We start from the raw sequence: 14244 nt of genomic DNA on the forward strand, positions 1-14244 counted from the left end.
TCTTGTTGTTTATGCCAACATGCCTCCGTCTAGCACTACAGACTGCCCCGTCATAAATGACGATTCATCACTACAAAGCCATGCAATAGCATTTGCAATTTCTTCAGGCTTACCCAAGCGTTTCATTGGGTTGGCTGCAATTAATCCTTTCTGACCGCGTTCATCAAGTTTAGATAAGACGCCTTGAACCATAGGCGTATCGACAAAACTCGGACATACGGCATTGATACGAATGTTCGCTCGCGCGTATTCCACCGCCGCCGATTTAGTCAGCCCTACTACCCCGTGTTTTGACGCACTATAAGCACTTATCATGGGCGCTGAACGTAAACCCGCTACGGAGGCGATATTAATAATGTGACCGCCACCTGTTGCTGTCATGTGCTTCAGTGCGTTTTTCATGCAGTACCACACGCCTGCTAAGTTGACCTGAATGTTTTTCATAAACATCGCGTCGTCGACTTCGGTAAGTGGCGCAGGAAAATGATCGATGCCCGCGTTGTTTATGATCACATCTATCTTTTCAAGATGAGAAAGGGCCGTTTCGAACATCGCCTTAACCTGAGCAGGTTCGGTAACATCAACCGTCACTGCATACGCTTTACCACCTGATGCAATAATTTCTTCAGCCAGTGTTTTGGCGTTCTCTTCATTGAGATCGGCAATACCTACTATTGCACCACGTGCACTTAAAACGCGAGCTGACGCGGCACCGATCCCCGAGCCACCACCAGTAATAAGAATATGTTTACCTTCAACATTTGCAGCTACATTCATTAGCTGTACTCCAGTTTAATTTACGTGCGCTGCATCTTCTTCTGCAATGTCTTAAGCGCACATAGTAATGATATAAATTTAGAAATAGCTTGCCTTAACGTTGTTGCAAGATGCTTCTCGTGACGTCAGTACTTCTATATCGCGGCTTACTAGCGGTAATTCCCAATTTAAGAAATACTCTGCTGCGGCAAGTTTTCCTTCGTAGAAGTCAATATCCTGTTCGCCAGCACCATTACTTAATGCTTGTTCGGCAACGTTAGCTTGGCGCAGCCAAATCCAGCTCACTACACAGCTTGAAAATATGTTTAAGAAACAACTTGCATTGGTTAGCAACACAGACTGCTTATCAGAGCGCAGGTCTGCTGCAGCTTGTTGTATAAGTGCGCCAAGCTGGTCCAAATAAGGTTTTAATTTTGCTGCCAGCGCCTGTGCTCTCGGCGTTTCTGCGCGCTTCATATCTCGCGTGACACGAGAAAGTAGCACTTGCAAACCTTTACCGTCGTGCTGCCACAACTTTCTTCCTAATAGGTCTAACGCCTGAATGCCGTTAGTACCCTCGTGAATTGGGTTTAGGCGATTATCGCGCCAGCACTGCTCAACCGGGTATTCTCGGGTGTAACCCGCGCCGCCTAAAATTTGAATAGCTAAGTCGTTAGCTTTAGGGCCGAACTCTGACGGCCACGCTTTGAATACAGGCGTTAATAAGTCTAGAAGTTGGGAAAGCTCGGTACGCTTTTCACTGTCTGCCTCGGTTTCCACCTCATCGATAAGCATGCTGCCGTATAAGCAAAGCGACATACCGCCTTCACAATACGCTTTCTGCGCTAGCAGCATCCGGCGAACATCACCGTGATTAATAATAGGCGTTGGGTTGTCTTCGGGTGCTAAATTCGGTGCGGCGCGCCCTTGTGTACGGTCTTTTGCGTACTCCAATGAATATCGATAGCCGCGATACCCTATCATTGCCGCACCGTAGCCCACACCAATACGTGCTTCGTTCATCATCATGAACATATAGCGCAAACCTTGATGGGGTTCACCAATAAGGTAGCCATGACAATCGCCATTCTCACCAAACGTTAGCGCCGTTGAAGTGGTGCCTCGATAACCCATTTTATGAATAAGGCCTGCAAGAGTGACATCATTACGTACATCTGGGTTGCCGTCTGCGTCCAGGCGATATTTAGGTACGGCAAATAGTGAAATGCCTTTAACACCTGCAGGACCGCCAGGAATTTTTGCTAATACCAAATGAACAATGTTATCGGAAAGCTCATGTTCACCGCCTGAGATATAAATTTTGCTACCTTTAATGCGATATGTGCCATCATCCTGTGGCTTCGCAGAGGTGCGGATATCGGCAAGGGACGAACCCGCATGAGGCTCAGTAAGCGCCATCGTTCCGGTAAAATCACCCGCCAGCATTTTTGGAAGGAATGCGCTTTTGATATCGTCTGAGGCAAAGTGTTTAATTACGTTGGCGGCAGCCGCTGTTAAAAATGGATAAGCAGTAGACGACGGGTTTGCAGCTAAAAAATACCCAGCACAGGCATTCATCACGGTTACTGGAAGCTGCATACCGCCATCTTCAAAATCGAAGTGACCCGCAATAAATCCTGATTCTCTGTAAGTATCAAAGGCGACTTTAACATCGTCAATCATTGAGACTTTTGTACCATCAAAGGTAGGCTCATTTTTATCGGCCACATCGTTGTGAGGAAGAAACAACTCTTCCGCCATTTTTTCTGCCATATCTATGACGGCGTTAAAAGTTTCGACATTGTGTTCTTCAAAGCGTGTCTTTTCGCACAGTGCTTCTGTATTCAATACCTCGTACAGCTGAAACTGCATTTCGCGACGTGGAATGAGTTGGTCGGCCATAGTGTCCTGTCCTCTACGAATATTTGTTAATACATTGTGTCATATTCGTTACTATGCCATTATTGTCATTTATGACACAATAATGGCTAATACCGCCAATAATCATTATCTTTTATGTCTCCTTATAAATTTAATTATTTTTATGAATAGCGCGAAATTGACTGTTACTGTTCTTGGTTTCGATCAAGCCCTGGCATCTGCTATTACAGGTGCACTTGATGTGTTCGCTTTTGCCGGTATTAGTTGGCAGCGAATTCATAATCTGCCCACCACACCCCAATTTAAAGTTCAACTGGCTAGTCATCATGGGCAATCTATTCTCTGCTCTAATCAAGTTTTGCTGCAGCCGAATATTGCTATTGAAGATGTATCTCACACCGATGTTTTGCTTATTCCAACTATCGGTGGCGATATTGATGAAGTACTGAATGACACACAGCCGCTACTGGTTCATATCAAGCGCCTTCAAAAAATGGGAGCGGATATAGCAGCTAACTGCACGGGTAATTTTTTATTAGCGCAGACAGGTTTACTCAATAATAAAATCGCAACGACTCACTGGGGTTATGCTGAAAAATTCGAGACCATGTTTCCAAATGTAAATCTGCAGCCAGAGAAAATGGTGACAGAGGACGACACTGTTTATTGCGCGGGCGGCGGTATGGCATGGATTGACCTGTCGATACTTTTGATAGAGCGCTACTGTGGTCACCAAATTGCCAGCGATACTGCAAAGTCTCATGTGTTAGATGTGTCGAGAACGAGCCAGACAGTGTATGCAAGCAGTCGTCAACGGCGCTTTCACACCGACAAAGATATCAAAGCGGTCCAGTCGTTTTTGGAAAAGAATTTACAGCGCAAATGCAAGCTAAGTGAATTAGCACATCACCACAATATGACTGAACGCACGCTTATTCGCCGCTTTAAGAACGCGTGCGACACCACGCCCGGCCAATACTTACAGTCACTGCGAATTGAACACGCAAGGAAACTACTCGAGACATCCAGCATGCCGCTAGAGCAATTGATCAATTCGGTAGGCTATGAAGATCTGAGTTCTTTCACTCGCCTTTTTAAAAAAACGACAGGATTATCACCTTCTCAGTATCGCGCAAAGTTCAAACGAAGTTAGCAAAATTTTATACGCTTATATACGACTTGCACCATAAAGTTATCTTCAACAGCATTGGCATGCTCCATACCTGAGCACAGGTGCACTTTCAACACATGCACTCGAACTTATATGGTGCACTTTTAGGGGAGAAATGCGTTCTTTTGCACAAATATGAAGTTTTTATTTAAAAGTTTGTGTAAAATGCAACGCCAAGCATAGATTGTTAATTTTTGTGCTAAAAACACTACAAAAGTATAAATTTAAAATCATCTTGGTGGAAACATGAGAACACACAAAATCGCCACTCTAGCGTTAGCTGTTAGTGCAGCGTTCAGCTCTTCAGTTCTTGCACAAGAGGCCGCAACGACAGAAAAAAAAGAAGCCTCACTTGAACAAATTACCGTAACTGCGCAAAAGCGTACCCAGTCTATTCAGGAAGTCCCTATTTCTGTAGCGACTCTAAGCGGTGAAAAATTCGAAAGCCTATTTTCAGGCGGTGAAGATATCCTTGCTCTAGCTGTTCGCGTACCGGGTCTTTATGCAGAATCTTCAAACGGTCGTGTTGCACCACGTTTTTATATTCGTGGTCTAGGTAACACCGACTTCGACCTCGCTGCATCACAACCTGTTTCTATTATCATGGACGAAGTGGTAATGGAAAACGTAGTACTTAAAAGCTTCCCGCTTTTCGACGTACAGCAAGTTGAAGTACTTCGCGGCCCACAAGGCACACTATTTGGTCGTAACACCACAGCCGGTATTATTAAATTTGACACCGTCAAGCCTACACAAGATGTAGAAGGTTACGCGAAAGCTGGTTTCGGTTCATACGGTACTATGAATTTTGAAGGCGCCATTAGCGGCGGCCTAACTGACGAGCTTTCCGCGCGTTTATCATTGCTATCACAAGAACGTGATGATTACATCGATAATGCTTTCACGGGCGAAAACGACGCGATCGGTGGCTATGACGAAAAAGCCTATCGTCTACAGCTTCTTTGGGAGCCGTCTGCCGACTTTTCTGCTTTGTTAAACGTACACGGCCGTGAGCTTGAAGGCACAGCGTCTATTTTCCGCGCTAACGTGTTTACTAAAGGCAGCAACGAACTTAACGAAAACTACGATCGCGAAACTGTATTCTACGACGGAGATCTTCAAGGCGACGGCATTGATAACAACCCACAAGAGTACGACGGTTTTGGTGCTTCACTGAAACTAGAGTACGACATGGATGAAGTTACTTTCACCTCAATCTCTGCTATTGAGACTGCTGAAGGTTCGAGCCTAGGTGATGTTGATGGTGGCTTTAATCGAGCCGACGGCACATCAGGCCCTGGATTCATTCCTTTTTCAGCGGTTACGCAAGATAACCTAGACGACTTAGAGCAATATACCCAAGAGTTTAGATTCTCTAGCAACACTCGCGATGCTTTGAACTGGCAGCTAGGTGCGTTCTACTATGACGCATCGTTTAACGTTACCAGCATCGACGGATTCTTTGGTGCAACAACCGTATTCCACGAAAACCAAACGTGGGCAGTATTCGGTCAGACGTCTTATCAAGTTAACGAAAAACTAAACGTTACGGGCGGTATTCGTTACACCCACGACTCTAAAAGTTTAGTAGTCGGCGACCAAAACGTTGACGGTTTTGCTCTAGTAATTGGCGCTGCGGAAGTACAAGACTACGAAGACATCGATGTGGACGACGGTCAAACTAGCTTTGAACTTAGCGCAAACTATCGCGTTACTGATGATATGTCTGTTTTTGCTCGCTACGCTAATGGCTTCCGTGCTCAAACAATTCAAGGCCGCGACGTTGCATTCGAAGGCTCGCCTTCAGTTGCAGATGCAGAAACGATCAACTCATTTGAACTTGGTATTAAGTCGGACTTGCTCGATGACTCACTACGTCTAAACGCTGCAGCATTCTACTACACAGTAGATGACATGCAGTTCTCAGCAATCGGTGGTGGCAACAACTTTACTGCCCTTGTAAATGCTGACAAAGGCGAAGCGTACGGTTTTGAAGTAGACGCACAGTGGCTAGCGACTGATGAGCTTACGTTTACAGCGGGTTACAGCTATAACCACACTGAAATTAAAGATGACTCACTGACTGTTTCACCGTGTGGAACAAGTGCTGCTGATGGATTTACCGGTAACTGTACAGTAACAGACCCTCGTCCAGACGGTTTTGTAGCCTCTATCGACGGCAACCCATTCCCACAGGCGCCAGAGTCTATCTTCAACTTCACAGCACGCTACACCATCCCTATGGGTGATGACGGTGAATTCTTCGTATTTACTGATTGGGCGTTCCAGGGTGAAACCAACATCTTCCTTTACGAAGCAGTTGAGTTCACTACTGACGACAACTTTGAAGGCGGTCTACGCATTGGTTACGAAAACTTCGCGCACAACTACACTGTAGCGTTATTTGGTCGTAACATTACTGACGAAGACAACGTTAAAGGTGCCATCGACTTCAACAACCTTACAGGTATCGTGAATGAGCCGCGCGTTTGGGGTGTTGAGTTCAAATACACTTACTATTAATCAAAGATAAGTAGCTACTTTCATTTATTATAGCTATTTAGATTATCAAAGCGGTGACGTTGAAAAACGTTACCGCTTTTTTATTTCTTTTAGGCCGCCATGTGAACGTCTGAGGTTGGCACTTGCACCAGCTGCTGTAACTTTCTGCACACCTGCACCCAGCGCGCGACTTTTTGATAGTAGACCTGTTCTATTAGCTGCCCTTTTTCATCAAACAGAAAGCTCGCTAACTTTCCTTTATTACCCGGCATATAAAAATGGTGCACGGTAAATTGCTTTGATAATGGGGCGTGCGCCACTTTTTGATACATACAAAAAGGCAGCGCGTTTGCGCGCTCATCGCCACCGGTGAGGCGAGTACGGCGTTGAAACGTGTCTGAACCGAATTCAGCCAAAATGCCGTGTTTTGAAATAAGTTGATCAACCGCTTTGATGCCTGTTTGCATAATTTTCTCCTAAAGGTTGTGCGAAGTAGCCCAACCATATAAGACTCAAAATAAACCATACTGATATTTATACAGTATATGGTTATTTGTTTAAAATGCAAACAAAAAAGCCGCTTTAAAAAGCGGCTTGTTTTCTTTCGAAATAATGAGAAGTTAATTAAGCGCCGATTCTAAAAACGCCCACTGGTCGGCATACCCCTCAATTCGCATCCAAGTAGGCGTGCCCGCGCCGTGACCCGCGCGGGTTTCTACACGAAGCAGTACTGGATTATCACACCCTTGATCTGCCTGTAGTTGCGCAGCGAACTTATAGCTATGCCACGGTACAACGCGGTCATCGTGATCGCCTGTTGTTACTAATGTAGCCGGATAACAAGTGCCGGGCTTAGTGTTGTGAAGTGGCGAATAAGCATAAAGCGCTTCAAATTCGTCTTTGTTTTCACTTAAGCCGTAATCAGAAGACCATGCTCGCGCATTTGCACTAGGTGTGTGATAGCGAAGCATATCTAATACACCCACTGCGGGTAGTGCTGCCGAGAAGAGATCAGGTCGCTGGGTAAGTGTTGCGCCCACAAGTAAGCCGCCATTTGAGCCACCTTGTATACCCATTTTGTTTGGATTGGTATACCCACTTTCCACTAAGTACTCGCCGGCCGCAATAAAGTCATCAAAAACGTTTTGCTTGTTAAGCTTAGTGCCAGCCTTATGCCACTGCTGCCCATATTCGCCACCACCTCGTAAGTTTGCGATAGCCAGAACGTTTCCCTGCTCTACCCATACCATGCGCGACACTGAATATCGTGGTAGTAATGAGATATTAAAGCCACCATAACCGTACAATAGGGTTTTATTGTTTCCGTCTAACTTTAAGCCTTTCTTGTGCACAATAAACATGGGAACTTTGGTGCCATCTTTACTGGTGTAAAACACCTGTTTGGTTTCATAGTTATCGTAGTTAATTCCCGTATCGATAGTTTTAAATAGTGATGACTCACCACTTTCAACATTGTAGGCATACACCTGACCCGGGTTAGTAAACCCAGTAAGCTTGTAAAAGGTCGTATCTGCATTTTTACCGCCGTAGAAGCCGCTCACGCTACCGATATCAGAAAACGCTATTTCATCGATTTTTTTGCCGCTTAAATCAAAGACACTTACTTGCCCTTTTACGTCTTTGAGATACTGAGCAAAAAGCTTTTCACCTAAAAGTGAAACGCTAGACAAGGTAGCAGCAGTACTTTCAATTACGGTTTCCGTTGCTTTAACACCACCATCCAAATTGACTTTAACGACCTTACCAGTTGGCGCGCCTGCAGTAGATTTAAAAAATAACGCATCTTTCTGTTCGCCAATTAAATCGTAACGCCCATCCCATTTATCGAAAACGGGAACAAGATGACTGTTTTCTTTTGTAAGAGATTTAGCATAAACCCCATTAGCCTGATACCCCTCAAATACGGATATAAGCAACGTATTTCCATCTTGCACTACTGATGGATATGGGTTCCAAGTGGGTTTATTATCAAATGCAAAGACCTTTTTATCTGCACTTTGCTCTGTACCTATAGCGTGAAAATAGATAGATACGGTTTGGCTATCATCATATTTATCCGCCTCATCTTTTGGGTAACGAGAATAGAAAAAACCACTTTCATCCGGAAGCCAAGCAATATTTGAGAACTTAATGCCTTCAATGGTATCGGTTAAGTCTTCTTTACTGCTGGTGTTACGAACGTGGATGGTCTTCCAGTCGGTGCCGCCGTCTGACAGCATGTAGGCAAGATAAGACGCTTTAGGGCTGAGCTCAGTCGACGCCATTGACACGGTACCGTCATCACTCAAGGTATTCGGATCGATGAGTACTTCAGGTTCACCGTTTACGCCATCGGCCATATAAAGTACGTACTGATTTTGCAAGCCGTCGTTATAAGAATAAAACAACTTGCCGTTCACCATGTAGGGCGTTGAATACTTCTCGTAATCCCATAGCGCGGTTAAGCGTTCTTTGTAAAGCTCTCTAGAAGGTAGTTCAGCCAGATAAGGACGAGCCAACGTATTTTGCGAATCGACCCAAGCTTTAACTTCTTCGCTCTTTTCGTCTTCTAACCAACGATATGGATCGCTTACCATAGTACCGTGATAGTTATCTTGCTGCGCAACGGTTTTGGTTGCTGGATAGCTAGATACCTTAGGCATAGTAGCGCTTTGGGTTTCACTTCCAACCAAATTAGTATCAGCGGTATGTGAAGTTGTGCATGCAAAAGTTAAGCATGCTGACGCTGCTACTACAGCTGCATAAATCAGATTTTTTATCATTTTTTCATTCCTTAAAAGAAAATGCCGGTTTTACCCGGCATTGTCTATTTAGCTTTCTGTCGTAACTTGTTGGTGTCTTCTTCCTCTAAACACATTTTTAAGGTCGTTGAGAATTAAGTACAGTGCAGGAACAAGCAGCAAGGTGATTACCGTGGCAAACAAAATACCGAAGGCCAAGGAAACCGCCATTGGTATAACAACTTGAGCCTGCAAGCTGCGCTCAAACACTATTGGCATAAGCCCCATGAAAGTTGTTAATGAAGTCAGGATAATAGCTCTAAAACGCTGTGTTCCAGCGCTAATAGCCGCATCCATAAGTGACATGCCTTCTTTACGAGCACGATTCACAAAGTCCACCATAATCAAGCTGTCGTTCACCACAACACCTGACAATGCGATAATGCCGCACACCGATAGTACGCTCACTGCCATTCCCAATACCAAATGACCAACTATTGCGCCCACAATACCAAAAGGAATTACTGACATGATAATGAAGGGTTGGCTGTATGATTTAAGCGGTATCGCAAGTAAGGCATAAATAGCAAATAACGCAAACAAGAGCCCCTGCATCAGACTTACCATAGCATCAGCCTGCTCCTTTGAATTTCCTTGTAGCTGAAATTCAACACTCGGATAGCGGGCTAGTAGGTCTGGCATTAAGTTATCAATGACATCGTTAGTCACTTCTGAAGGGTCAAGTAACGCTTTATCAACTACACCCGTTACGGTGACTGAACGTTTACCATCTACACGAATGATTGAATCGAACCCTTGCCCCACGGTGAATGTGGCCACCTGCTCAAACGGGATCTCTTGACCGTTTGGCGCACGAATACGCATATTTTCAAGATGCTCTATGGAACTGCGTTCCGCTTTCGGGTAGCGCACCATAACTTTTATTTCTTCATCATCACGCTGAATACGCTGCACTTCTGCACCGTAAAAACCAAAGCGAACTTGCTGACCTAAATCGCGCAGTGAAATGCCCAACGCATCGGCCTGAGGTTTCAGCGCTAACTGAATTTCTTCGCTACCGCCTGAGAAGGTATCGTTGATATCGGTAACGCCTTCGTATTTATCTAAGGCCTCTTTTATATCGTCACTTATAGCTCGCAATGCCTTAATATCGCTAGAGCTGAATTCAAAGCTTAAGTCAGCACCGCCGCCAGGACCACCCGGTGAGCTAATATTAAATGACTTCACTCCCGGAATTTCAGGGACCTCTTGACGCCACATATCCTGAATTTCAAAGTCAGTAAGCGTGCGGGTTTCACCTTTTGTAAGCTCAGCAAAAATTTCACCACCTAAGTTACCATTGTCAAAGGCTATCGCGTGCTTAATGACGTTTTCGCCCGTCTCTTCTGCAACTTTGTCATCCATACGATGCATAGCTTCGCGAAGTGTAGTTAGTACCTTATCTCGCTGTTCTAGTGACGAGCCGGGCTCTAACTCAAAGCTGGCCATCATAAAGTCACTAGGAATATTCGGGAAGAATACAAAACGCACGATGCCGCCACCAAACAGCCCCACTGTAAGAATAAGCATCGCCAAAAAGACTGCCACTGTTGTATAGCGATTGCGTATTGCTTTTGCCAGAAACGGCGCGTACTTATTATTAATAAATGTCTTTATGCCTTCACTGAAGAAGTCGCGGAACTTTTGGAACGCGTTAGCTTTTTCCGGATCATAAGGCTTGAGCTTCATGTGCACTAAGTGCGCCGGCAGGATTAACTTCGATTCAATAAGCGAGAAGATAAGACAAACAATCACCACCATGCCGATGGTTTTCCAAATAATGCCGAATGGACCGGATACCATAAGCATGGGTGAAAACGCAGCAATAGTGGTTAAAACACCAAAAGTTGCAGGCATAGCAACTTTTTTAACGCCCGCAATAACGTTATCAGCACTGTGCCCTTTTTTATCTATTTCAGAGTAAGCCGATTCACCCATGATAATTGCGTCATCTACCACAATCCCCAATACAAGAATAAATGCAAAAAGACTAAGCATGTTAATCGACACGCCAACCATATCTAACGGCATCACAAGCAGGGTGCCAAGAAAGCAGACTGGCAAGCCAACGATAACCCAAAACGCGAGCTTAATTTTCAAAAACAGTGAAAGTACTAAGAATACAAGCAATGCACCGAAGAACATGTTCTCAAGCATCATATTAAGTCGGTCAGCCAGATAGAATGAGCTATCACCCCACGTATCGGCAGTGATATGCGCGGGAAATTCCGATTTTTGACTGTCAATGTAAGCGTTAACTTGCTCTGAAATTTCTAACGCGTTTTGGTCTCCCACAGCCTGCACACGCAAGCTAACCGCGGGTTTATCATCAAACAATGCATATTGATTGTTTTCAATAAAGCCATCGTTGATATAGGCAACATCACCCAAAGTAACGCGAGTACCGTTAGCGTTTGTGACGAGTACGATTTGAGAGAAGTCCCAACCGGTATAGGCCTGCCCTTTTGTTCTTAGCAGTATGTCGCCGTTTTCCGTGCGAATTGAACCACCGGGTAAGTCGACACTGGTTTGACTCAAACGAGCGACCACATCAGCAAACGTAAGGTTATACTTTTGTAAATCGACTTCAGATAGTTCTACAGAAATTTCATAATCTCTTGAGCCTACAACCTGAACACTTGATATACCTGGCAGGTTAGCAATGTCATCCCTTAAGTCTTTAGCAAACTCTTTCAACTCTCTTTCAGAAGCATCCCCATAAACTGATAGCCATATCACGTCCTGTTGGATTTTTTGGCGATAGATAACGGGCTTTTCAGTATCTGCGGGAAAACTTGGAATGGCATCAACTTGAACCTTTACTTCATCAAGTAGAGACTGAACATCATAGTCTTCTTCTACCTGTATACTTACCGTCCCCATGCCTTCTACGGCGGTAGAGTTCAGCTGCTTTATTCCTTCCAAGTCCTTTATAGACTCTTCAATTTTAAGCAGCGCCCCCTCTTCAACTTCCTGAGGGGCTGCTCCCAAGTAAGGTACACGAACACTAATGACGTCAATTTCAAAGCTCGGAAACACTTGTTTTTGAATACTGAAAGCACTGAACAAGCCGCCCACAATAAGCAAAATCATCAGCAGGTTGGCCGCCACATTGTTACGCGCAAACCAAGCAATTAAACCTTTGTTGGTATCGATGCGACTCATTAGTTGTCACCTTCCGACGATTCGCTTTCCACACTATCAGTACTATCAGAAGAGTCCGCTTCTGCAGTATCAGCAAGTACGGGCTCGTCACCCGGCAGGCGCACTTTCATGCCGTCGTATGGGTTTGGAACCGCACTGGTTACCACCAAACTTCCTTCCGCAATACCTGAGCGAATAAAGACATCTTTCGCTGTGGTGCGGGCTACTTCGACAGGCTTAATTTCAATTTCGCGATTATCGTTCACAGTAAGCACGGTATTGTCTAAACGCAAAATGCTGCGAGGTAACACGACAAGCTCTTCGTTTTGACGTGAGGTAATTTCTGCTTCAACGAACTGTCCAAAACGCAAAGGTGACTGGTGTGAAGTCTGCAAATTGTAAGGGTCTTGCACCTCAACAATGGCATACACCACTCTGCTTCCTGTATCCAAAATACCTTCTGAACGAACCAGTTGACCTTCCCAAACGCGTTTAACACCACCAACAGTCGCAGTTAATGAAACAGGGGCCCCTTCGCTAGACTGCCCAGCAATATTAATAAACATTAAGTCGCTGTCGGTAATAGGTAACCTAACTTCCGCGGTATCAGTAGAGTAAATAGTGCCAAGTACAGAGCCCATGGCGACAAACTGTCCGAGATCTATATTACGCTCCACCACAATACCGTTGTAAGGAGCGGTAATTTGGGTTCTAGCCAAGTTACGCTTAGCGCGCTCCAACTTAGCTTCTGCCGCTTTCACGTTTGCCTGTTCTTTTGCCAATTGAGGCTTTCTTAAGCCTAACTCAGGCGGCGCTACGTTTCTGACTGAACGCCATTCTTGTTCGGCTACTTTTCCGCGAGCTATTTCTTCTTGAAGGGCTGCTTTAGCTTGGGCCAATTCAGCTTCGGCTAACTTAAGATCAGTACGATAATCATCTTGTTCTAACGTGGCAAGTACATCGCCTTTTTTAAAAGTTCCACCAGCAACAAAAACTTTCGACAAGCTTATAACTTGACCACTGACCTGTGCACTCAATGACGTTTTATTCTGCGGAACTACGTTACCCTGGGATTTGACAACAAAGTTTACTGCTTCTGAGTAAACTTCTTTTGCGTCAACGAGAAAAGCGGGAATTTCTACGGGCACTTGCTCTGGAGGCTTACGTGATTTGATCATAACCGTCGCGGCGATAAACGCGATCAGCACTATGAATAATGGAATACCACTTTTCATTAACATGGAGTTTTTCATTTACTATCCCTGAGAAAGAAGGCACCTGTGCTAGTGACATTTAGGCTATAGACTACCACCCTATTCACTTATCACCTGATAACCCGCTAAATTCTATTATTATTGTTTCAACACTAGTGTACTGATTTTATGTTCTGCATGCTCAATTAAGATTGTTAAATTTTGTTTCTAATTGTTGTTTTTATACACATTCAAAAATCAGCACACCTAATATAAAAAATTATCAAAAGAATACAAAGTAAGATTGATAATTATCAGGTTTTCGTTGATTATTTGAGCACTCATTGGTTATGAGTTAACCGACGGCTGTTGTTCAAGCTAACTTTCTAATGAGAAATAGCCTCGGGAATGATTTCGCTACGTTGAAGGGAAAACACATTATGAGTCTTAAGAAACAATACCTTAAATCAAAACCTTTGTGCAAAGTGACATTTCGACTGAATGCGGAAGCAGCAAAAGATGCGAAAGAAGCTGCACTATGTGGAGATTTCACTGATTGGAAAACGCAGCCACTGACGATGAAAAAGCTTAAAAGTGGCGATTTCACATTAACAGTGGATTTGGAAAAAGATCACGAATATCAGTTTCGCTATCTTATCGATGGTGAAAAATGGGAAAACGACTGGGCAGCCGACGCTTATACCCCCTCTCCTGTTAGCCTAGAAGATAATTCAGTTGTGCGTGTTTGAGTGGTAAATCAGCTTCAAAACAAATCTTGATTCGCCATAGGTACATA

9 protein-coding genes are annotated in these 14244 nt (G+C 44.4%); 3 read left to right on the forward strand and 6 right to left on the reverse strand.

Annotated features, from left to right (window positions below; translation table 11 throughout):
• Positions 1-9 precede the first annotated feature (9 nt).
• A complete protein-coding gene (locus ACYX4M_RS17575; protein WP_476081088.1) occupies positions 10-777 on the reverse strand; it encodes an SDR family NAD(P)-dependent oxidoreductase in 768 nt (255 codons plus the stop codon).
• A 78-nt stretch (positions 778-855) separates the two neighbouring features.
• Positions 856-2658 (reverse strand): acyl-CoA dehydrogenase, encoded by a 1803-nt coding sequence (locus tag ACYX4M_RS17580; RefSeq protein WP_476081089.1) that lies wholly within the window; start codon positions 2656-2658, stop codon positions 856-858.
• A gap of 142 nt (positions 2659-2800) precedes the next feature.
• On the opposite strand from ACYX4M_RS17580, the gene ACYX4M_RS17585 reads away from it, so the two are divergent.
• Both ACYX4M_RS17585 and ACYX4M_RS17590 read left to right on the forward strand, forming a co-directional pair.
• Positions 2801-3790 carry a GlxA family transcriptional regulator gene (locus tag ACYX4M_RS17585; protein ID WP_476081090.1) on the forward strand — a complete coding sequence of 330 codons (990 nt, stop codon included), beginning with the start codon at positions 2801-2803 and terminating at the stop codon, positions 3788-3790.
• Positions 3791-4054: 264 nt separating this feature from the next.
• On the forward strand, positions 4055-6331 hold the full coding sequence (locus tag ACYX4M_RS17590; protein ID WP_476081091.1) for a TonB-dependent receptor: 2277 nt from the start codon (positions 4055-4057) through the stop codon (positions 6329-6331).
• 89 nt (positions 6332-6420) lie between these two features.
• On the opposite strand, the gene ACYX4M_RS17595 is transcribed toward ACYX4M_RS17590, so the two are convergent.
• The 4 genes from ACYX4M_RS17595 to ACYX4M_RS17610 form a co-directional block, all read right to left on the reverse strand.
• The gene (locus ACYX4M_RS17595; protein WP_476081092.1) at positions 6421-6777 is read right to left on the reverse strand and encodes a hypothetical protein; all 357 of its coding nucleotides are present in this window, start codon (positions 6775-6777) and stop codon (positions 6421-6423) included.
• 153 nt (positions 6778-6930) lie between these two features.
• Positions 6931-9093: a prolyl oligopeptidase family serine peptidase gene (locus ACYX4M_RS17600; protein WP_476081093.1), complete on the reverse strand. Its 2163-nt coding sequence runs from the start codon at positions 9091-9093 to the stop codon at positions 6931-6933.
• A 48-nt stretch (positions 9094-9141) separates the two neighbouring features.
• Positions 9142-12276, reverse strand: a complete 3135-nt coding sequence (locus tag ACYX4M_RS17605; protein WP_476081094.1) for an efflux RND transporter permease subunit — start codon at positions 12274-12276, stop codon at positions 9142-9144.
• Positions 12276-13508 (reverse strand): efflux RND transporter periplasmic adaptor subunit, encoded by a 1233-nt coding sequence (locus ACYX4M_RS17610; protein ID WP_476081095.1) that lies wholly within the window; start codon positions 13506-13508, stop codon positions 12276-12278. Before ACYX4M_RS17610 ends, ACYX4M_RS17605 begins: the two co-directional genes overlap by 1 nt.
• A gap of 380 nt (positions 13509-13888) precedes the next feature.
• On the opposite strand from ACYX4M_RS17610, the gene ACYX4M_RS17615 reads away from it, so the two are divergent.
• A complete protein-coding gene (locus ACYX4M_RS17615) occupies positions 13889-14197 on the forward strand; it encodes an isoamylase early set domain-containing protein (RefSeq protein ID WP_334060050.1) in 309 nt (102 codons plus the stop codon).
• The last annotated feature ends 47 nt before the right edge of the window (positions 14198-14244 follow it).

It is taken from the genome of Alteromonas sp. ABV4_150 (assembly GCF_056311745.1).